General features: G+C 70.5%; 17 protein-coding genes. 9 read left to right on the top strand and 8 right to left on the bottom strand.

What is annotated here, in order from left to right; genetic code table 11:
* Positions 1-13: 13 nt before the first annotated feature.
* The 5 genes from AB0C15_RS07425 (at position 14) to AB0C15_RS07445 (ending at position 8,829) form a co-directional block, all read left to right on the top strand.
* Positions 14-1,282, top strand: a complete 1,269-nt coding sequence (locus AB0C15_RS07425) for a glycosyltransferase family 4 protein (protein WP_357349660.1) — start codon at positions 14-16, stop codon at positions 1,280-1,282.
* Positions 1,279-2,517, top strand: a complete 1,239-nt coding sequence (locus AB0C15_RS07430; protein WP_357349662.1) for a glycosyltransferase family 4 protein — start codon at positions 1,279-1,281, stop codon at positions 2,515-2,517. The genes AB0C15_RS07425 and AB0C15_RS07430 overlap by 4 nt, the downstream gene beginning before the upstream one ends.
* Before the next feature lie 113 nt (positions 2,518-2,630).
* Positions 2,631-4,505: a nucleoside-diphosphate sugar epimerase/dehydratase gene (locus tag AB0C15_RS07435; RefSeq protein WP_357349664.1), complete on the top strand. Its 1,875-nt coding sequence runs from the start codon at positions 2,631-2,633 to the stop codon at positions 4,503-4,505.
* Positions 4,506-4,697: 192 nt separating this feature from the next.
* A complete protein-coding gene (locus AB0C15_RS07440) occupies positions 4,698-7,802 on the top strand; it encodes a M14 family zinc carboxypeptidase (RefSeq protein ID WP_357349665.1) in 3,105 nt (1,034 codons plus the stop codon).
* 91 nt (positions 7,803-7,893) lie between these two features.
* Entirely contained in the window at positions 7,894-8,829 is a 936-nt protein-coding gene (locus AB0C15_RS07445) for an NAD(+)/NADH kinase (RefSeq protein WP_357349667.1), read from the top strand.
* Between the two features lie 545 nt (positions 8,830-9,374).
* On the opposite strand, the gene pgm is transcribed toward AB0C15_RS07445, so the two are convergent.
* The gene (gene pgm / locus AB0C15_RS07450; RefSeq protein WP_357349669.1) at positions 9,375-11,015 is read right to left on the bottom strand and encodes a phosphoglucomutase (alpha-D-glucose-1,6-bisphosphate-dependent); all 1,641 of its coding nucleotides are present in this window, start codon (positions 11,013-11,015) and stop codon (positions 9,375-9,377) included.
* A 31-nt stretch (positions 11,016-11,046) separates the two neighbouring features.
* Entirely contained in the window at positions 11,047-12,279 is a 1,233-nt protein-coding gene (gene glgC / locus AB0C15_RS07455; protein ID WP_357349671.1) for a glucose-1-phosphate adenylyltransferase, read from the bottom strand.
* A gap of 72 nt (positions 12,280-12,351) precedes the next feature.
* Here glgC and glgA point away from each other — a divergent pair, with 72 nt between their 5' ends.
* Positions 12,352-13,557: a glycogen synthase gene (glgA, locus tag AB0C15_RS07460; RefSeq protein WP_357349673.1), complete on the top strand. Its 1,206-nt coding sequence runs from the start codon at positions 12,352-12,354 to the stop codon at positions 13,555-13,557.
* Positions 13,558-13,571: 14 nt separating this feature from the next.
* Here glgA and AB0C15_RS07465 read toward each other — a convergent pair whose 3' ends face one another.
* From AB0C15_RS07465 to AB0C15_RS07475, 3 genes are all read right to left on the bottom strand, one after another.
* Entirely contained in the window at positions 13,572-13,778 is a 207-nt protein-coding gene (locus AB0C15_RS07465) for a hypothetical protein (protein ID WP_357349676.1), read from the bottom strand.
* A 632-nt stretch (positions 13,779-14,410) separates the two neighbouring features.
* Positions 14,411-14,851 (bottom strand): hypothetical protein, encoded by a 441-nt coding sequence (locus AB0C15_RS07470; RefSeq protein WP_357349678.1) that lies wholly within the window; start codon positions 14,849-14,851, stop codon positions 14,411-14,413.
* Positions 14,848-15,069: a hypothetical protein gene (locus tag AB0C15_RS07475; protein ID WP_357349680.1), complete on the bottom strand. Its 222-nt coding sequence runs from the start codon at positions 15,067-15,069 to the stop codon at positions 14,848-14,850. The genes AB0C15_RS07470 and AB0C15_RS07475 overlap by 4 nt, the downstream gene beginning before the upstream one ends.
* 285 nt (positions 15,070-15,354) lie before the next feature.
* On the opposite strand from AB0C15_RS07475, the gene AB0C15_RS07480 reads away from it, so the two are divergent.
* From AB0C15_RS07480 to AB0C15_RS07490, 3 genes are all read left to right on the top strand, one after another.
* The gene (locus AB0C15_RS07480) at positions 15,355-17,586 is read left to right on the top strand and encodes a maltotransferase domain-containing protein (RefSeq protein ID WP_357349682.1); all 2,232 of its coding nucleotides are present in this window, start codon (positions 15,355-15,357) and stop codon (positions 17,584-17,586) included.
* Positions 17,574-19,676 (top strand): 1,4-alpha-glucan branching protein GlgB, encoded by a 2,103-nt coding sequence (glgB, locus tag AB0C15_RS07485; RefSeq protein ID WP_357349683.1) that lies wholly within the window; start codon positions 17,574-17,576, stop codon positions 19,674-19,676. Before AB0C15_RS07480 ends, glgB begins: the two co-directional genes overlap by 13 nt.
* Positions 19,677-19,777: 101 nt before the next feature.
* Positions 19,778-20,140, top strand: coding sequence for a hypothetical protein (locus tag AB0C15_RS07490; protein ID WP_357349685.1), 363 nt, complete (start codon positions 19,778-19,780; stop codon positions 20,138-20,140).
* A gap of 27 nt (positions 20,141-20,167) precedes the next feature.
* On the opposite strand, the gene AB0C15_RS07495 is transcribed toward AB0C15_RS07490, so the two are convergent.
* The 3 genes from AB0C15_RS07495 to AB0C15_RS07505 all read right to left on the bottom strand — a co-directional run bounded on the left by AB0C15_RS07495 (position 20,168) and on the right by AB0C15_RS07505 (position 21,671).
* Positions 20,168-20,560, bottom strand: a complete 393-nt coding sequence (locus AB0C15_RS07495) for a hypothetical protein (protein WP_357349687.1) — start codon at positions 20,558-20,560, stop codon at positions 20,168-20,170.
* Between the two features lie 59 nt (positions 20,561-20,619).
* Entirely contained in the window at positions 20,620-21,024 is a 405-nt protein-coding gene (locus AB0C15_RS07500; protein ID WP_357349689.1) for a hypothetical protein, read from the bottom strand.
* A gap of 65 nt (positions 21,025-21,089) precedes the next feature.
* On the bottom strand, positions 21,090-21,671 hold the full coding sequence (locus AB0C15_RS07505) for a DUF6346 domain-containing protein (RefSeq protein WP_357349691.1): 582 nt from the start codon (positions 21,669-21,671) through the stop codon (positions 21,090-21,092).
* Between the last annotated feature and the right edge of the window lie 13 nt (positions 21,672-21,684).

Here is a 21,684-nt window from a genome sequence, read left to right on the forward strand (position 1 = left end):
GAAGGAGACAAAGGTGACCGCGACGCGTCTCGACAGCTCGGGAGTCGACAGCGCCGACCGTCCGGGTCGGCAACGGGCCGCCCCGGACAGCGCTCCCTCAGCGGCGCTCCCGTCCGTGATGCTGCTCTGCGGCGCGAGTTCCCTGCACGCGCGCAAGTGGGCGACCGCGCTCGCCGAACGCGGCCACCCGGTCATCGCCGCCAGTTGGATCGGCGCGGAGCCGATCGACGGCGTCGACCTGCGCGTCGCCCCCGGCACCGGTCAGACCCGGTACGGGCGGTGGGGCGCGGTGTGGCAGCTCGTCGCGGCCGGCTGGTGGCTGCGCCGACAGGTACGCGAGGCGCGCCCGGACGTGTTGCACGTGCACTCGGTGGGGATGGCCGGTCTGCTGTCGCTGCTGGCACCGCGTCGACCCGCCCGGGTCGTCACGCCCTGGGGCGTCGACCTGCAGTCCGCCCGTCGGTCCCGGGTCCGTCGCTGGGTCGCCCGCGCCGCCCTGCGCCGCTGCGACCTCGTCCTCCCCACCGCGGGGTCGGTCCGCACCGAGATCGTGGAGAGCTACCGCATCCCGGCGGAGCGCGCCCGCACCGTGTCGTGGGGTGTCGACGACCGGCTGTTCGCGCTGCGCGACACGGTGACCCCGTCGGCGGTGCGGCGGGAGTTCGGCATCCCGGTCGACGCGACGGTGCTCTTCGCGGCCCGCACGACAGGGCCCGTCTACCGCACCCCCGAGGTCCTGCGGGCGTTCGCCCAGGTGGCCGCGGCCCGCCCCGACCTGCACCTCGTCGTCCTGGCCGGGCACCGTCCCGCCGAGGCGGCAGCCGCCCAGGCCCAGCGACGGTGCGTGACGCAGGCCCACGACCTCGCCGCGAGCCTGCCCGGACGCGTCACGGTCCTGGACCGGCCGCTGAGCCCGGAGGACACCTTCCGACTGATGCGGGCCAGCGAGGTGAGCATCTCGGTCCCCCGCTTCGACCAACGCAGCTGCACCGTGCTGGAGGCGGCGCTCGCCGGTTGCCGGCTCCTGCTCGCGGATCTACCCCCGTACCGGGAGATGGTCGAGGACGGCCTGGTGGCCGACATCGTCAGCGGACCGTTGGAGGCCGCGCTGGCGGAGCAGTTCCTGGCCGCCCGCCCACTGGATCCGCCGCTGCAGGATCGGAACCGGCACTTCATCGAGACGTCGGAGTCCTGGTCCCGTCAGGTCTCGGTGGTGCAGGAGTGCTATCAGCGGTTGACCACGGACCGGGTCGGACGGCGTTCGGGCGGGGTGCCCCGGTGAAGATCGTCTACCTGCACCAGTACTTCCGCACCCCGGACATGTCCGGCGGCACCCGCTCCTACGAGTTCGCCAGGCGCCTGGTTCGCAACGGTCACGACGTGCACGTGGTGACAAGCGACACCGACGCCGCGCCAGACGCCCGGCGGACCTGGCGGACCACTGTGGAGGCGGGCGCGGTGGTGCACTGGGCGGCCGTCCCCTACCGCAACGCGATGTCCGCTCGGGACCGGCTCTCGGCCTTCGGCCAGTTCGCCCGGTTGGCCGCCACCCGGGCCGCCTCGTTGGAACAGGACGTCGTCTTCGCGACCAGCACCCCGCTGACCATCGCGCTACCCGCTGTCTACTCGTCCCGCCGTCGACGATCGCCGATGGTGCTCGAGGTGCGCGATCTGTGGCCGGAGGTGCCGATCGCCCTCGGCGCGCTGCGGTCACCGCTGACCCGCCGGGCGGCCACCGCGCTGGAGGGGTGGGCGTACCGCAACGCCGCACACGTCGTGGCGCTGTCGCCGGGCATGGCGGCGGGCGTTCGGGCGCGCCACCCGGGGGCGGCCGTGACAGTCGTACCCAACGGCTGTGACCGTGCGTTGTTCGCCGACGCGGACGCAGCCGGTCAGGCGCTGCGGGCCCGCACGCCGTGGTTGGGCGATCGACCGCTGATCCTGTACGCGGGGACGCTCGGTTTCGTCAACGACGTGGGCTATCTGGTCCGGATGGCGGCGACGCTGCGTCGGGACCGTCCCGACGTGCGGGTGGCGATCGTCGGACAGGGCGCGGAGACGGCGCGGGTGCGGGAGCTGGCAACCAGGGCCGACGTCCTGGGCCGGAACCTGTTCATGTTCGACCAGATGCCGAAGACCGAGGTGGTGGCGTTCTTCGGGGCGTGTGACCTCGCCGTCTCGACGGTGCGGGACGAGCCGGCCCTGCACGCCAACTCGGCGAACAAGGTCTTCGACGGGTGGGCTGCCGGTCGGCCGGTCGCCGTCAACCACGAGGGGTGGATCGCCGACGTCCTGCGGCGCAGCGGCGCCGGGCTCGTGCTGCCCCCGGCGGACTCCGCTGCCGCGGCGGAACTCGCTGGCGCGTTCGTCACCGACCCGGCCAGGACCGCTGCGGCGCGGACTGCGGCCCGAGCGGTCGCGGCCACCGAATTCGACCGGGACCTGCTCTTCGAGTCGTTCGAGGCGGTGCTCTCGAGGGCCGTGGCGCCTCGGTCAGCACTGTCCGCAATCGGATGAACTTCGCAAACTGTCAAAAATCAGTCAAAAGCAGATTATTTTTGGTAGGACGTCCATAACACCGTCTGGGTTGAATCGCCCCAGATAAGCCGCTATGCAGCAGGAGTTTCCACATGGATCTTTCGGGGACAAGCCCAAGCGAGTCTGCACACCGGAACCGGTCGCGTCACCACCTCCGGCTGGCCGTCGGTCTCCTCGCAGCGGACACCCTCGCCTGGATCGCGGGGTTCGCCGTCGCCGCGTGGGTGCGTTTCGAGTTCTCGCTCACCGGCCCCGCCCTGGCCCGCGCCGTGGGCATGGGTGTGCTCGCCGCGGTCGTGCACGTCGCGGTCTCCGCCGTCCGCCGCAAGCACGCCGGTCGACACCCCCTGGGCAGCCTGGAAGATATGCAGGGGCTCGCCAACACCGCCCTGACCAGCGGAGTACTCGTGCTGATCGCGCTCGTGCCGATGGCGTCCCGGCCGGTGCCGGCGAGCACGCCACTCGTCGGCGCGGCGATCGCACTGCTGCTCATGCTCGGCACCCGACTGGCGTACCGCAACCGCAGCGACCGGACGCTGCGCCCGGACGCCGGCCGCGCCGAACCGGTCCTGCTCTTCGGTGCGGGCTCGGCCGGTCAGGGCCTGCTGCGGGCCATGCTCAGTGACCCGGCCGGCCAGTTCCTGCCGGTGGGCATGCTCGACGACGACCCGCAGAAGCGGCACCTGTCCCTGGCCGGCGTCCGCGTACTCGGCTCCCGCGTGGACGTCGGCACCGCCGTGCGGCGCACCGGCGCCAAGATGGTGATCTTCTCGGCCGCGAACGCCAACTCGGACCTGATCAACGAGGTCCGCGAGAGCACCCTGAAGACCGGGGCGACATTCAAGATCCTTCCTTCGGTACGGGAACTCGTCGACCACCGGATCACCGTGAGCGACGTCCGCGACCCCGACATGGCCGACCTGCTCGGCCGACGACAGGTGGTGGGCGACCTCAGCGATGCGGAGTCGCAGCTACGGGGGCGGCGGATCCTGGTGACCGGCGCGGGCGGGTCGATCGGCTCCGAGCTGTGCCGTCAGATCATGCGCGCCGACCCGGGTGAGCTGATGATGCTCGACCGGGACGAGTCGGCCCTGCACGCGCTACAACTGTCGATGTCGGGACGGGCGATGCTCGACAGCCCCGAACTGATCCTCGCCGACCTGCGGGACGAGGAACGGATCCGACGGGTGATGGCGGAACGTCGACCCGACGTCGTCTTCCACGCCGCCGCGCTGAAGCACCTGACGCTGCTGCAACGCCACCCGGGGGAAGCGGTCAAGACGAACGTGTGGGGTACGCAGTCGGTGCTCAACGCGTGCCGCGACGTGGCGCGGTTCGTGAACATCTCCACCGACAAGGCCGCCGACCCGGTAAGCGTGCTCGGCTACTCGAAGCGGATCACCGAACGGCTGACCGCGAACGCCGGCGCCAACCACGGCGGCACGTTCCTCAGCGTACGGTTCGGCAACGTCCTGTCCAGCCGGGGCTCGGTCGTCACGGCGTTCCGGGCCCAGATCGAGGCCGGGCTGCCGATCACCGTCACCCACCCCGATGTGACCCGCTACCTGATGACCGTCCAGGAGGCGGTACACCTGGTGCTCCAGGCCGCCGGCATCGGCCGCGACGGCGAGGCGCTGGTCCTCGACATGGGCGAGCCGGTACGCATCGACGACATCGCCCGCCAGTTGGCCAGCCAGGCGCCCGGGCCGGTGCAGATCGTCTACACCGGGCTCCGGCCGGGCGAGAAGCTGCACGAGGATCTCATCGGGGCCGGCGAGGAGGACCTTCGCCCACTGCACCCGCTCATCTCGCACGTGGCAGTGCCCCCACTCGACCCGATCGAGATCACCACACTGGACCCGTTCGACGACCCAGACAAGATCATCGACCGCCTCGCCTGGTTGTGTGGTCAACCGACAGGCGTCGTCGCGCAGGCCACCAAGTCGATCGCGCCCGCTCCGCGCTGACCCGACGGCCGCGCCCCGCAGGTGACGCCCGAAGGAGAACCCTCGGCGGACCTGCGGGGCGCGAGCCCACGCGGCCGTCACGGTTGGCACCGACATCGACACGGGCAGCAACGACACACCCATCGACCGATTGACAGAGATCAGTCCTCACCGAAGGCTCGCGCCTACAGGTCCTTCACACAAGGAGGCGCGATGAGACCGAGACGACTGGCGATCGCCAGCGTGGTCACCCTGCTCGGCGCACTGGCACTGACTCCACCCGCCAGCGCGCGGCCACCAACTGAACCGGGCGCCCGCGACGGCCTGGAGGTCTACGTCGGCACCGTCGACGCGAAACAGCGGGACAAGCTGCGCGCGGCGGGGGTCGACCTCGGCCACGACGCGAAGACGGACTCGACCGGCACGACGACTGTCGAGACGGTGCTCAGCCGCCGGCAGGCGAAGCGGCTGACCGACCAGGGCGTCCCGTTGTCGGTGAAGAAGGTGCGCGGCAAGGACGCGTCGCAGGCGCTGCGGGAGCAGGCGGCGGCGGGCTGGACGGCGTTCCGGCCCTACGGGGAACCGGGTGGTCTGCGCGACGAGCTGAACGCCACCGCGGCCCGCTATCCCAAACTGACCAAGGTGGAGACGATCGGCCGCACCCAGCAGGGCCAGCCGATCATCGCCGTCAAGGTCACCAAGAACGCGCGGACCGTAGCGGACGGGAAGCGGCCCGCAGTGCTCTACGCCGGCGCGCAGCACGCCCGCGAGTGGATCACGCCGGAGATGACCCGCCGGTTGATGCACCACGTGCTGAACAGCTACGGCACCGACCGGGAGATCACCAAGCTCCTGGACACGACCGAGCTGTGGTTCCTGCCGGTCGCCAACCCGGACGGTTACGACTACACCTTCACCACCGGCAACCGGCTGTGGCGTAAGAACCTGCGGGACAACAACGGCGACGGACAGATCACCTCCGGCGACGGCGTGGACCTCAACCGCAACTTCAGCTACAAGTGGGGGTACGACAACGAGGGTTCGTCACCGGAGCCGAACAGCGAGACCTACCGGGGCCCGGGCCCCAACTCGGAGCCGGAGACCAAGGCCCTGGACCGGCTCTTCAAGCGGGTCGGGTTCGAGTTCTTCGTCAACTACCACTCGGCGGCCGAGCTACTGCTCTACGGCCTCGGTTGGCAGGTGAGCACTCCCACCCCGGATGACGAGATCTACAAGGCGATGGCCGGGGACGACGCGCACCCGGCGGTGCCCGGCTACGACCCGGACATCTCCGCCGAGCTGTACACCACGAACGGTGACACCGACAGCCACGCCACCGTCAAGTACGGCACCCTCGGCTTCACCCCGGAAATGTCCACCTGTGAGGCCGCCTCGGCGGTCGACCCGGACGACGAGTGGCGCCCGGAGGACTGCGTCAGTGGCTTCATCTTCCCCGACGACGAGACGTTGATCGCCGGTGAGGTGAGCAAGAACCTGCCGTTCGCGCTGGCCGTGGCCAAGTCGGCGGCGGACCCGGACGAGCCGGTGTCGGTGGTCGGCCGGAGCACCCCGGACTTCGTCGTCGACGCCTTCGACACCTCGTACGGGCGCACCCAGCAGGTCGCCGCGATCACCCGGCGGGCGCTGAAGAACGTGAAGATGCACTACACGGTCAACGGCGGGCGACCGAAGACCGTCGCGGTCCGCGAGTGGCGCGGCGGTGAGCGGTACGGCGGCTCGCACGACGACTACTACGCGGAGCTTCGCGGCAGGGTCGGCGGCACGAAACCGGGAGACCGGGTGGAGGTCTGGTTCACCGGCAACAAACCCCGGTCCGGGGTGGTCGCGAGCGAGCACTTCACCTACCGGGTGCACACCGACATCGGTGGTGACGTGCTGGTCTTCGCCGCGGAGGACGTCACCGGTCTCAGCCCGGCGCAGTCCGGCACCTCCGCGAAGTACGCCGACGAGGTCGCGGCGTCGTTGAGCGCCGCCGGGCGCAGCAGCGACGTGTACGACTTCGACGTGATGGGCCGCAAGGCGCCGCACCCGCTCGGCGTGCTGTCGCACTACAAGGCCGTGGTGTGGGAGACCGGCGACGACGTGATCATGCGCTCGCCGGGCCAGGTCGCCGGCACCGCGGCCAAGGCTGCGCTGGACACCGAGCTGGCCGTCCGGGACTACCTCAACGAGGGCGGCAAGCTCCTGGTCAGCGGGCAGTACGCGTTGTTCGCCCAGGGTGCCAACGGCTCGTACGTCTACCACCCGGACGCGCCGCCGGAGTGCACCGACGCCGACGACCTCGCGTGCCTGCCGCTGCTTAACGACTTCCAGCAGTACTGGTTGGGGGCGCACAGCTACGTCAGTGACGGCGGCACCTCGCCGGAGGGAGAGCCGTTCCCGGTCGCCGGCCGCGACGGCACGTTCACCGGCTTCGACGGGCAACTCAACGCGGCCGGTTCGGCCGAGAACCAGGGGCACACCGCGTCGTTCCTGACCACGTCGAGCTTCCTGCCGCCGGACGAGTTCCCGCAGTTCGCCAGCTCCGCGCCGGTGGGCTGGACCCGACCGGGCGGCGCGCCGTTCGACCCGCGTACCGGTGAGTGGTACCTGCACAGCGGGCAGACCGACGAGTCGTACAAACGGCTCACCCGCACCGTGGACCTCACTGGGGCGACCAGCGGCGAACTGCGCTTCTTCACCTCGTACGAGATCGAGCAGAACTGGGACTTCCTGTTCGTCGAGGCCCACGAGGTGGGCAGCGACAACTGGACGACCCTGCCGGACCTCAACGGCAAGACCAGCACGGTCACCGGGGAGAGCTGCGCCTCGGGTTGGGGTCAGTTGCACCCGTTCCTCGCCCACTACCAGGGCGCGGGCTGCTCCCCCACCGGAAGCACCGGGAGCTGGAACGCGGCGACCGGGACGTCGAGCGGCTGGAAGGAGTTCGCGGTCGACCTGACCGCGTACGCCGGAAAGCAGGTCGAGGTGTCGATCACGTACGCCTCGGACTGGGCCACCCAGGGCCTGGGCGTCTTCCTCGACGACGCCCGGGTGGTGGTCGACGGGTCGACAGTGGCGGAGACCTCGTTCGAGTCCGCCGACCTGGGCGGCTGGACGGTGGCCGGGCCTCCGGCCGGGTCCGGTGGCAACGCCAACGACTGGTCGCGGAGCCAGCAGGCGTTCGAGGAGGGCTCGGTGGTGGTCACCGGGGACACGGTGTACCTGGGCTTCGGGCTGGAGGGTCTCCCCCCAGCGGCCCGCGACGACCTGGTCGCCCGCTCGTTGACCCACCTCACCGGTCAACCCCGCCCCTGACGGCGGCGAGGTGCGCCGGCGGTCCACGGGCCGTCGGCGCACCTTCGGCGTACGTCGGGTGCGCCCGGCACCGATGTGATGAGCTGTACGGGTGTCGGGGCTGGGACTTGTGCTGCACCCCACCCGGGATGTCACCGAGGTGGTGGGGATCATCGAACGGTGGGCCACCCGCCATCACAAGACGCTCGTGGTGCGCGAGGAAGACACGCACCGCGTCCCGTCCTGCGTCGAACCGGTGCCGGCGGACGAGGTCGCCGGCCGCTCGAACGCGTTGATCAGTATCGGCGGCGACGGCACCATGCTCGGCGCGCTGCGACTTGCCGTCCGCGACCCGAAGCCGGTCCTCGGCGTACACCTGGGTCGTCTGGGGTTCCTGGTGGAGATCGAGCCGCCGGAGTTGCCCGAGGCACTGAGCCGGCTGCTGTCGAAGGACTTCACCGTCGAGTCGCACGCCTGCCTCGCCTGCGACGTGTGCGGTGACGACGTCGTGGCGTTCAACGACATCGCGTTGGTCCGCCAGCCGGGCGCCGGTTTCGTCAGCGTCACGCTCGCCGTCGACGGCCAGCAGTACGGCTACTACCGCAGCGACGCCATCGTGGTCGCCACCCCGATCGGCTCGACGGCGTACAGCTACGCCGCAGGTGGTCCACTGATCTCCCCCGCCGCGGACACGCTGGTGATCACGCCGGCGGCACCGATGGCAGGCATCTCCCGGGCGGTGGTGCTCTCGCCGGACGAGAAGATCCGGCTGGAGCTCCAACCCAACTCGTCGCCGATCGTGGTGGAGATGGACGGGGTGGTGTTCCGGGACGCGGCGACGGAGGGTGCGGTGGACATCTCGTACCGCCGCGACGCCGGTCTCGTGGTCCGCTTCGACCCGCAGCGCTACCAGGAGCGCAACCAGTTGAAGATGACGCTGCTCGACCTGCCGTTCCTCCCGGAGCAGCTCCGCGAACTCCTCCCCAAGGAGCTACGCCGACGCAGCGGCACCGACCTCCCCCCACCCGCCGACCCCCCACCCTGCTAACCCCCACCCCCCCTGCTGCCCCCCACCCCCACCCTGCTGCCCCCCACCCCCACCCACCCCTCACGGCCCGGCGGCCCATTGCGGTTGATCAAGAGGTTTACGTCACGACACGCCGGTGAGCTTGACGCAAACCTCTTGATCACCCTGGCTACCGATCACCCTGGCTACCGGCACGGGTCACCCGTTGGGTGCTCGGTTGCCAAGATCCGCGCAACATCGGGGATCCTGCTGCCTCAGGCGGGCGGGAGGCAGCAGGATCCGGGAAGTTGCGCGGATCTTGGGCACTGCAAGGCCCCGCACGGGGCGGGGCGCACGGGCGGCGGGGACGCGGCGCGGCCCGCACGGGCGCGGGGGGCGCGGCGCGGCCCGCACGGGCGCGGGGGGCGCGGCGCGGCCCGCACGGGCGCGGGGGGCGCGGCGCGGCCCGCACGGGCGCGGCGCGGCGCGGCACGGGCGCGCGCGTGCGTGAGGGGTGCGGCCGGAGTTGTGGCGGCGGTCGGCGTGGGGCCGCCGATGACCGCCGACCGGCTGGGCTCCTCCTGCCGTTACGGTGCCAGGGCCTGGTCCACCAACGTCTTGGCTTCTTCCTGGATCTTCTTGAGGTGGTCGGGGCCCTGGAAGGACTCGGCGTAGATCTTGTAGACGTCCTCCGTGCCGGAGGGCCTGGCGGCGAACCAGCCGGACTTGGTGCTGACCTTGAGGCCGCCGATGGGTGCGCCGTTGCCGGGGGCGGTGGTGAGCGTCGCGGTGATCGGCTCGCCGGCCAACTCGGTGGCGGTGACCTGCTCCGCGGAGAGCTTGGCGAGCACCGCCTTCTGCTCGCGGGTGGCCGGGGCGTCGATCCGGGCGTACGCGGGCGCGCCGAAGCGCTCGGCCAACTCCGCCCAGTGCTCGCTCGGGCTGCGCCCGGTGGTGGCCAGGATCTCGGCGGCGAGCAGGCAGAGCAGCAGGCCGTCCTTGTCGGTGGTCCAGGTCGAGCCGTCCCGCCGCAGGAACGACGCTCCGGCGCTCTCCTCGCCGCCGAAGCCGACCGCGCCGTCGAGCAGGCCGGGCACGAACCACTTGAAGCCGACCGGGACCTCCAGCAGCGGTCGGCCCAGGTCGGCGGCGACCCGGTCGATCATCGACGAGGAGACCAGGGTCTTGCCCACGGCGGCGGCCGGACCCCATTCGGTACGGGTACGGAACAGGTGACCGATCGCCACCGCCAGGTAGTGGTTGGGGTTCATCAGCCCGGCGTCCGGGGTGACGATGCCGTGCCGGTCGGCGTCGGCGTCGTTACCGGTGGAGATCTGGAAGTCGGCGCGGGCGGCGATCAGCGACGCCATCGCGTTCGGCGAGGAGCAGTCCATCCGGATCTTGCCGTCGCCGTCCAGGGTCATGAACCGCCAGGTCGGGTCGACGGTCGGATTGACCACGGTCAGGTCCAGACGGTGCCGCTCGGCGATCTCACCCCAGTAAGCCACGCTCGCCCCACCCAGCGGGTCCGCGCCGATCCGGATGCCCACGTCGCGGATGGCGTCGATGTCGATCGCCGCCGGCAGGTCGTCGACGTAGTTGGCGAGGAAGTCGTACTCCCCGGTGGTGTCGGCGGCCCGGGCCCGCGCGTGGGTGATCCGGCGGACCTCCTTGAGCCCGGCGGCCAGGATCGCGTTTGCCCGGTCCTGGATCCAGCGGGTCACGTCGGTGTCGGCCGGCCCGCCGTTCGTGGGGTTGTACTTGAAGCCGCCGTCGTCCGGCGGGTTGTGCGACGGGGTGATCACGATGCCGTCGGCGAGCCCGCTGGTCCGCCCCCGGTTGTGGGTGAGGATCGCGTGCGACAGGGCCGGCGTCGGGGTGTAGCCGTCGCGGCTGTCCACCAGTACGGTGACCCCGTTTGCGGCGAGCACCTCCAGCGCGTCCACGGCGGCCGGCGCGGAGAGCGCGTGGGTGTCCCGGGCGAGGAAGAGCGGGCCGTCCAGCCCCTGCTCCCGTCGGTAGTCGCAGAGCGCCTGGGTGACCGCGAGGATGTGGTCGGAGTTGAACGCGTTGCGCAGGCTGGAGCCGCGGTGGCCGGAGGTGCCGAAGGAGACCTGCTGCGCCGGGTCCGCTGGGTCCGGGTGCTCGGCGTAGTAGGCGGTCACCAGGCGCGGCACGTCGACCAGGTCGGCGGGCTGGGCGGGCTGGCCGGCACGGGGGTGGGTCACTGCGGGATCCTCCTCGAGAAGTGCGGGTCGGTCACGGCACGACCTTCTGGCCCTTGCCGATCACCACGATGCCGTTGTCGGAGACGGTGTAGCGCTGCCGGTCCTTCTCCAGGTCGACGCCGATCTCGACGCCCTCCGGGACGAACACGTTCTTGTCCAGGATGGCCCGCCGGACCACCGCGTGCCGGCCGATCTCCACACCCTCCATCAGCACCGAGCCCTCGACGTGCGCCCAGGAGTGCACCCGCACCTTCGGCGAGACGATCGAGTTCTCCACCAACGACCCGGAGATCACCACACCCGGGGAGACCATCGAGCCGACCGCCCGGCCGACCCGCTCACCCCACTGGTGGACGAACTTCGCCGGCGGCCACGGCGGCTGCTCGGTATAGATCGGCCAGTCGAAGTTGTACATGTTGAAGACGGGGTGCACGTTGATCAGATCCATGTGCGCGTCGTAGAACGAGTCGAGCGTCCCCACGTCCCGCCAGTAGCCGCGGTCCCGGTCGGTGCTGCCCGGCACCTCGTTGTCACGGAAGTCGTAGACGTTCGCCTCGCCCCGCTCGACGAGCATCGGGATGATGCTGCCGCCCATGTCGTGCTTGCTGCTCTTGTCGGCGGCGTCGCGTTCGACGGCCTCGCAGAGCGCCCGGGTGGTGAAGACGTAGTTGCCCATCGAGGCGTAGATCTCGTCCGGCGCGTCGGGCAGGCCGACCGCGTCGGTGGGCTTCTCCCGGAACGCCCGGATGCGCTTGCCGTCCTCGCCGACCTCGATGACGCCGAACTGGTCGGCCATCGACAGTGGCTGGCGGATGCCGGCCACGGTCACCGCGGCGCCGGAGGCGATGTGGTCCTCCACCATCTGCCGCGGGTCCATCCGGTAGATGTGGTCGGCACCGAAGACGATCACGTAGTCCGGCTGCTCGTCGTTGATCAGGTTGAAGCTCTGGTAGATGGCGTCGGCCGAGCCGGCGAACCACCACGGGCCACGACGCTGCTGCGCCGGCACCGGGGTCACGTAGTTGCCGAGCAGCGTCGACATCCGCCAGGTCTTGGTGATGTGTCGGTCGAGGGAGTGGGACTTGTACTGGGTCAGCACGACGATCTTGAGATAGCCGGCGTTGGCCAGGTTGGAGAGGACGAAGTCGACCATGCGGTACATCCCGCCGAACGGGACGGCCGGCTTGGCCCGGTCCGTGGTGAGTGGCATCAGGCGCTTGCCCTCACCACCCGCCAGGACGATCGCGAGAACCTTGGCAGCCATGCCCCGACGCTATCCACCCGCGTCGCACTTCACCACTCGTACGGGGACTCTTCTGCACTAGGGTGCGGGGTCATGACGGAACCCATCCCGCTGCGCGTCGATCTGCTCACCCGCGAGTACCCGCCGGAGGTCTACGGCGGAGCGGGCGTGCACGTCGAGTACCTGGCCCGGGAGTTGCGCCGCCTCGCCGACGTCCGGGTGCACTGCTTCGGTCAGCCGCGTACCGAGCCGGGCGTCACCGCGTACCCCGAACTGCCCGGCCTGAGCGGCGCGAACGCCGCGCTGCGGACGATGGGCGTGGACCTGGAGATGGCCGCCGGCACGGCCGGCACCGACGTGGTGCACAGCCACACCTGGTACGCGAACCTGGCCGGGCACACCGCGAAGCTGCTGCACGGGGTGCCGCACGTGGTGACCGCGCACAGCCTGGAGCCGTTGCGGCCGTGGAAGGCCGAGCAACTCGGCGGTGGTTACGCGCTCTCCTCGTGGATCGAGCGGACCGCGATGGAGGCGGCCGACGCGGTGATCGCGGTCAGCGGGGGCATGCGCAGCGACGTGCTGACCGCCTACCCGCAGATCGATCCGTCGAAGGTCCGGGTCGTCTACAACGGCATCGACACCATTCAGTACGCCCCGGACCAGGGCACCGACGTGCTCGACCGGCTCGGCGTCGACCCGTCCCGTCCAAGCGTGGTCTATGTGGGCAGGATCACCCGGCAGAAGGGGCTGCCGTACCTGCTGCGGGCCGCCCGGGAACTGCCGGCCGACACCCAGCTCGTCCTGCTCGCCGGCGCACCCGACACCGCCGAGATCGCCGCCGAGGTGGAGGGGCTGGTCGCCGAGCTGCGGGCCAACCGCTCCGGCGTGGTCTGGGTGGCCGAGATGCTGCCCAAGCCCGAGGTGATCCAGGTGCTCACCCACGCCACCGTCTTCGTCTGCCCGTCGGTGTACGAGCCGATGGGCATCGTCAACCTGGAGGCGATGGCCTGCGAGACGGCCGTGGTGGCGACCGCCACCGGCGGCATCCCCGAGGTGGTGGCCGACGACGAGACGGGCCTGTTGGTGCCGATCGAGCAGGCCACCGACGGCTCCGGCACCCCGTTGGAGCCGGAGAAGTTCGTGGCCGACCTGGCGGCAGCGGTCAACACGCTGCTCGCCGACCCGGCACGGACCGAACGGTTCGGCCTGGCCGGTCGCCGACGCGCGGTGCAGCACTTCTCCTGGGACGCCATCGCCCGGCAGACCCTGGAGGTCTACCGCTCGGTCGGCGCGGCCTGAGGGAACGGGCGGGGTCAGACCGCCGTTCCCGGCGGCGACTTGAGCAACGACGTCGCCTCGGCGCAGTGGCCCCCACGCCCATTGCGCAGGGCGCTGGCGGCGATGCGGACCAGGTCGATGTTGACGCCCGCGGCGCCACTCGGATCGTGCACCTTCAGTTTCACGTCGAGGCTCACTGAGGTCTCGCCCCAACCCCGCGCCTCGACGTTGAGGTGCGCCACCTTCTGCGACCCGAGGTGCGGGAGGTACCCGAGCGGGGCGACTGGCCAGGTCGTCGCCGATCAGCGGCAGGCCGGCCGCCTCGAACCTCTCCATCCGGTGTGGGTCGCGGGCGACCGGGTCGGCGGTGGTGTTGATGAAGGCGACACCCGCGGTGAAAGCTGCCTCGGCGTACGCCTGGGCGGTCTCCGGTCGGCCGCTCGGCGCCGAGTAGAGCAGCACCTCCGCTCCCGCCAGCGCCGCCGCCACCCGCCGCACCTCGCTCGCGTCGACGAGGCCCTTCGTTACCGGTACGCCCGCTGTGGGCAGGTCGCAGTCCAGCCGGGGGAAGTTGTTGGGTGCCAGGAAGATCGCCTCGGCCAGGTCCCGACCGACCTTCTTTTTGGAGGTGGCGAAGGCCGCGACGATGTCGATGTCCCCCACCCCCCGACGACCGCGACCCTCACCCGTTCGATCATGGCGGGAGGCTACGTCACCTCCGCGCGTCGTGCCGGTGCGCGACGGAGAGTGACCTCCGCGCGAGGCAACACCCCGGCGAGCGTGATGTCCCTGAGTCATCGAGATGCCCCTGTGTCATCACGCTCACCGCAACGTCCATCCCCAGGGCTCGACCCGCGGAGGCGACCGCCATTCCTCACCGGCCACCAACCACTCGGGTCGGGCCGACGCCGCACAGGCGGTCCCGGCAGAAGTCCCGGAAGGATCGTGGCGGACGACCTGTCACGTCCGCGACGGTCGACGTCGTCCGGTCCTCCGCGCCCGACGCGATCGCCGTGTCCAGGCTCGCGAGGAAGCGGGCGAAGTCCGGCGGTATGCCGTTCGCGCTGTGGCGTACGGCAAGGTCCGCCGCGTCGATCGCACGGTGCCGGACCGGCCGGCCACCGACCTCGGTGAGGACGGCGGCGATCTCGTCGTAACTCAGCGCCTGCGGGCCGGTGATGACGTGGTCGGTGTTGTGCGGCGTCGGGTCCGTGAGGGCCCGCACCGCCACCTCGGCGATGTCGGCAGGATCGACGAAGCCGACCCTGCCGGCGCCGGTGGCGCTGACGATCTCGCCGTGCTCGCGGGTGCTCACGGCGTGCGGCTGCTCACCGACGAAACCGCCCACTCCGGGAACAGCGCGTCCAGCCGTGCGTGCACCAGCCCCAGTCCGTGTTCGGCGGGCCCGATGGCCGAGGAGCTGAGCAGCACCACCCGGCGGACACCTGCGCTGCGTGCCTGGTCGAGGAAGGGCAACATGATCGGCGCCGGGTCGACCTCGCCGAGCGGCGGAATGGCGTAGATCGCGAGCACGCCAGCCAGCGCGCCCGGGTGGGTGGTCGGGTCGTACCAGTCGAAGCGGAACCCCGCCGTCCGCAGCGACCTGGTCGAGCACCTGCGCGGCTGGCCCGAAGCCCGGTGGCACGAGGGACTGGACGCACTCGTCGGCTCCGTCCTCGGCGACGACCGTCGATCCGCCCGTTCTCCGTGAAGATCCGCACAACTTCACCGAAGCTGCGCAGGTCTTGGCCACGCTCCGGGGAGCACGGTGGCGGCCTTGGCCGCGCGCGAACGGATCTCGCGCAGTAGGTTGGCGGGGTGACTGGACGGTTCCCGATCGAAGACGTCTCCCCCGTCGTCTCGTGCGGGCGGTACCCGGCCAAGGCGGTGGTCGACGAGCCGATTCCGGTGTCGGCGCGCGCCTACCGGGAGGGGCACGACGCGCTGGGCTGCACCGTGGTGTGGGCCGGTCCGGACGGCGCGAGCCGGCCGTTGACCCGGATGCGCCCCGGCGAGCCCGGCCAGGACCGCTGGCACGCCACAATCGTGCCGGACACCGTCGGCGCCTGGACCTTCTCCGTCGAGGCGTTCCAGGACCCGTACCTGACCTGGCAGAACGCGGTGACCAAGAAGATCGCCGCAGGTCAGGGCCCGGAGGACCTGGCCAACGACCTCGCCGAGGGCGCCCGGGTGCTCGCCGCCGCGCAGGACCTCGTGCCGTCCACCGACCGGCCCCGGGTCGCCGACGCGCTCACCGCGCTCGTCGACACCGACCTGCCGTTGGCGCAGCGGGTTGGCCCGGCGCTCGCCCTGGCCGACCTGCTCTGGGAGCACCCGGTGCGGGAGCTGGTCACCGCCGGTGACACGTACTCCATCTGGGTGGACCGCAAGCGGGCGCTCTACTCGGCCTGGTACGAGTTCTTCCCCCGCTCCGAGGGGGCGGTGGGCGGCCGGTCCGGCACCTTCGCTACCGCCACCGAGCGGCTGCCGGGTGTCGCCGCGATGGGCTTCGACGTGCTCTACCTGCCGCCGATCCACCCGATCGGGCGGATCAACCGCAAGGGCCGCAACAACGCGCTCACCGCCGGCCCGACCGACGTGGGCTCGCCGTGGGCGATCGGCGCCACCGAGGGCGGCCACGACACGATCCACCCCGACCTGGGTACGCCGGCAGACTTCCGGGCCTTCGTCCAGGCGGCTGCGGCGCAGGGCCTGGAGGTGGCGATGGACCTGGCGTTGCAGTGCGCGCCGGACCACCCGTGGGTCACCGAGCACCCGGAGTGGTTCACCACCCGGGCCGACGGCAGCATCGCGTACGCGGAGAACCCGCCGAAGAAGTACCAGGACATCTACCCGGTCAACTTCGACAACGACCCGGAGGGCATCCGGGCCGAGGTGCTGCGGGTGGTGCTGCACTGGGTCGGCGAGGGCATCCGGATCTTCCGGGTGGACAACCCGCACACCAAGCCGTTCGACTTCTGGCACTGGCTGATCGCCGAGGTCAAGAAGGTCGACAAGGACGTGCTGTTCCTGGCCGAGGCGTTCACCAGGCCGGCCATCATGCACGGCCTCGGTAAGATCGGCTTCACCCAGTCGTACACCTATTTCACCTGGCGCACGACGGCCGCCGAGATGCGGGCGTACTGCGAGGAACTGGTCGAGGCGGCCGACTACATGCGGCCGAACTTCTGGCCGAACACGCCGGACATCCTGCACGAGTCGTTGCAGCACGGCGGGCCGCCGATGTTCAAGATTCGCGCGGTGCTGGCCGCGCTGCTCTCCCCCTCCTGGGGCATGTACGCGGGCTTCGAGCTGTTCGAGCACGTGGCCCGGCCGGGCGCGGAGGAGTACCTGGACAACGAGAAGTACGAGCTGCGCCCCCGGGACTGGGCCGCCGCCGAGGCGCAGGGTCGCTCGCTGGCGCCGTTCCTGACCACTCTCAACCGGGTACGCCGTGACAACCCGGCCCTGCACCAGCTCCGTAACCTGCGCTTCCACGACATCGACAACCCGGCGCTGCTCTGCTGGTCCAAGCACGACCCGGAGACCGGCAACACCGTCATCGTGGTCTGCTCGTTCGACTCGCACACCGTGCAGTGGGGCAACACCACCCTCGACATGCCCGCGCTCGGCTTCGACTGGCACGAGCGGTTCACTGTGCACGACGAGCTGACCGGCACCAGCTACGACTGGGGTCAGCGCAACGCGGTACGCCTCGACCCGTACCTGCAACCCGCACACGTACTGACCGTGCGCCGCCCGACGCCGCCGGCCGCGCCGCAGCTCGCCGGCGCCGAACCGGCGGACCTCACCGTCGCCGACGTGCCGGACGACCTGTCCGGCGGCACCGCCCCGGTGGCCCCGGCCACCAAGCCGTCGCCCCCCGCCACCGCGCCGGGGACCCCAGCCAGCGTGGCGGCGACGCCGGCCACCGTGGCGGCGACGCCGGCCACCGTGGCGTCCCGGGCGGCGGCCCGGGCGGCCGCCACCCGCCCGTCCCGCTCCGCGCCGAACGCTCCCGCCCCGAAGGACGACCGATGGACCAGCTGATCTCCGGCGCGACGCACGACCCGCACGCGCTGCTCGGCGCGCACCCGGCCGACTCCTCGACGACGATCCGCACGATGCGCCGGGGAGCCGGCGACGTGACACTGCTCGTCGGCGACGAGCGGTACCCGATGAAGCGGGTGCACGACGTGGGCGTCTTCGAGGCGCAGGTCGACGGCGTCGTGCTCGACTACCGGGTGGAGGTCGACGGCACCGCGCACGACGACCCGTACCGCTACCCGCCGACCCTCGGCGAGCTGGACCTGCACCTCATCCGCGAGGGCCGGCACGAGCGACTGTGGGAGGCGCTCGGCGCCCGGGTCTTCGACGAGGGCGTCGCCTTCAGCGTCTGGGCCCCCAACGCCCGGGGCGTCCGGGTGGTGGGCGACTTCACCGGCTGGGGCGCCGACGACGGCTGGCCGATGCGGTCACTCGGCTCCAGCGGCGTATGGGAGCTGTTCGTCCCCAACGCCCGGGTCGGGGCCCGCTACAAGTACCGGGTGCTCGGCGCCGACGGTCAGTGGCGGGACAAGGCCGACCCCCTGGCCGCGTACGCCGAGGTGCCGCCGGCAACCGCCTCGGTAGTGCACCACTCGACGTACCGGTGGAACGACGCGGACTGGCTGGCCCGGCGAGCCGAACGACAGCCGCACCAGGAGCCGATGAGCGTCTACGAGGTGCACCTCGGCTCGTGGCGCCCCGGCCTGAGCTACCGCGAGCTGGCCGAACAGCTCACCGCGTACGTCACCGAGCTGGGCTTCACGCACGTGGAGTTCCTGCCAGTGATGGAGCACCCGTTCGGCGGTTCCTGGGGCTACCAGGTCACCGGCTACTACGCGCCGACCTCCCGGTTCGGCGACCCGGACGACTTCCGCCACCTCGTCGACCGGCTGCACGAGGCCGGCATCGGCGTACTCCTGGACTGGGTTCCCGCGCACTTTCCGAAGGACGAGTGGGCGCTCGCCCGGTTCGACGGCACCCCGCTCTACGAGCACCCCGACCCGCGGCGCGGCGAGCACCCCGACTGGGGCACGTACGTCTTCGACTTCGGCCGCAACGAGGTGCGCAACTTCCTGGTCGCCAACGCGCTCTACTGGTGCGACCAGTTCCACGTCGACGGGCTGCGGGTCGACGCGGTCGCCTCGATGCTCTACCTGGACTACTCCCGCAACCACGGCGAGTGGGCCCCGAACCAGTACGGCGGCCGGGAGAACCTGGAGGCCATCGCGTTCATGCAGGAGGTGAACGCGACCGTCTACAAGCACCACGCCGGCGTCGTCATGATCGCCGAGGAGTCCACGGCCTGGCCGGGGGTCACCGGCTCCACCGCCGACGGCGGGCTCGGCTTCGGGTTCAAGTGGAACATGGGCTGGATGCACGACACCCTGCTCTACACCTCGAAGGACCCGATCTACCGCCAGCACCACCACCACCAGCTCACCTTCTCCCTGGCGTACGCCTGGAGCGAGAACTACGTGCTGCCGATCAGCCACGACGAGGTGGTGCACGGCAAGGGCTCACTGGCCGGCAAGATGCCCGGCGACACCTGGCAGCGGCTGGCGAACGTGCGGGCGCTGCTGGCGTACAAGTGGGCGCACCCCGGCAAGCAACTGCTCTTCATGGGCTCCGAGCTGGCCGACGACCGGGAGTGGAGCGAGGAACGCGGCCTCGACTGGTACCTCCTGCACGACCCGGCCCGCGCCGGCGTGCAACGGCTCGTCGGTGACCTCAACCGGGTCTACCGGGACACCCCGGCGCTCTGGGCGCAGGACACCGAACCGGCCGGCTTCCGCTGGATCGCCGGCGACGACGTCGCCAACAACACCGTGTCGTTCGTCCGGATCGCCCCGGACGGCTCGACGCTTGTCTGCGTGGCGAACTTCTCCGCGTCACCGCTGCACGACTACCGGATCGGGCTCCCGGCCGGCGGCACGTGGACGGAGGTGCTCAACACCGACGCCCACCACTACGGCGGGTCCGGGGTGGGCAACCTCGGTGAGGTGCGCGCCGAGGACGTGCCGTGGCACGGGATGGTGGCTTCGGCGGCGCTGCAGGTGCCTCCGCTGGGGGCGATCTGGCTCCGGCAGGGCTGACAGTCGCCGCTGGTCGCGGGAAGGCTTGGGCTTACGGCAGATCGGCGCAGACCCGTACTAGCGTTGACGCCGTGAGCAATCGTGCGGCGAGGTACGAACCGATGACGATCGCACGGCTGGGTGTCCTGCTCGTCGGCAGCGACGACACCAGGCGGTGGCGTCTGGTGGCGGAGTTCCTGGAGGAGTACGGCTGGGAAGCATCCGAGCATCGCGCTGACCTGCTGATCCGGGAGCCAGCGCCCGCCGGTGACAATCATTGGGATGTCTTCCTCGCGGCATTGGCGGAGTATCTCTCCGCCCGCGACGGGCGCGGCGCACCCTCGTGGGTCGAGACGCGGTCGCTACGGCAGTTCTGGTTCCCCTTCGACACGCGCGCCGCCCGTGTCGACGCCGTGGTGCACGCGCCTGCGGCATTCCGGCGCCGTGGGGTCTTCATCTCCCCGCAGGAGTTGAAGGTCGCGTGAGCCCACGACCGGGCCGTCGCGGATGAGCTAGGGCTGCCGCAGTGGTGGCTCAACGAACAGGCGAGCGCGTACGTCGCCGTTGGCGGGGATCCGGAGGCACCACGAGTCTTCGATGGCCCTGGCCTGCGGGTCTCGGCGGCGTCCCCGGAGCATCTGCTTGCCATGAAGGTTCTCGCGGCACGACGTCGAGACGCCGAGGACATCCGCTTCCTCGTGGCGCACCTCGTGTTGAACGACCCCGCAGAGGTCCTCGGCCTTTGCGCCGAGATCTTCCCGGACGAAGAGGTTTCCGGCCGGGCATGGCTTGTCCTTGAAGACGTGTTCGATGGTCGGTAGCCCGGCAGAGGCCGTCGGTGAGACTAGTTCGGCGTCGCGCAGCCTGGGCTTGGGCACGCCGAGGACGTGCTGTGGCACGGACATGTGGTGTCCACAGCCCTCCAGGTGCCCCCACCGGGCGTCATCTGACTGAAATAGGGAGATCAAGTGAGCGCGAGCGCGATGAGCGCCGCCACCACCACGACCACCGCGATGATATTGAACACCATGACGGTCGAGTATCCCCTCGACGCCTGTACGCCGGGTGCGGCAAGTGACCCTCGGGCGAACGTCATCGTCGGTGCCATGTACTCCAGGGCCAGATCTTGTCCATCGGCAACGGTGATGTTGCGTCGAGCCCGGCCTGCACGTCTTGGTATGACGTATGGCACCCAGACATCGAGCCGGTGCTCGCCCGGCGTGATCGGGATGCGTTGCACGCCCCAGCCGCTCGTCTCTAGGTCTACGCCGTCCAGACGGATGCGAGGTTTGGTGGCTTGGTAGAGAAAAGTGGCAACCGGGTGGCGCAACGTCAGTGTCAGCGTGCTCTGGTCGGACGGTGTTTCCACATTCAACTCCTGAAGGGTGTTCGAACGAAGCTGCCCGAACCTCCAAGAGGTCCGGGCAGCGTCGCTTATGACCTTTCGCTCAAAGGTCGACTCCCGCGGAACCGGCAGTATCGAGGCGCACCAAGCAGTGCCCTGGTCAGGTACATCAGGACCCCGAGGGCGCTGACGACTGCGATCACCCAGTTCAATTTGCCGATAAGTAGTACGCCGACTTCGAACCATTCGTTGACCGGTCTGCCGTAACCGCAATCGGTTAATCCGCTCTTGTCACGGCAACCTTCCCGCAGCTCAACCGGCTGGCCTCGGTCCTCGGGTGTAACGATCGATCGCTCAAGCCGGGCTTGACGTGCAGCACCGTCCGCTGCGGTCACTATTGCATTGCATTCCCACCAGTAACCGAAGCCATTCTTGCTGATCGGACCAATCTGCTCGCACTCACCGACAACCACACTCACCGGGCGCTCCCCGGGCCCCTGGTAGACGGTCCCGCTGCCAGGAAAAAAGCTGACCAAAGTTACGATTCCGAGGAAAATCACTACTCCAGCGAAAGCCACCAGGACTGCGAGCCCGGCGGAGCGCAGGCGATACCTAGCCGGCCCCAGGGTCTGCCAGAGCCGCATCTCGCGGTCCCGGATATCAGGATCCATGAGGCCGGAACCA

The sequence above is a fragment of the Micromonospora sp. NPDC048835 genome (assembly GCF_040649995.1).
GTDB lineage: Bacteria > Actinomycetota > Actinomycetes > Mycobacteriales > Micromonosporaceae > Micromonospora.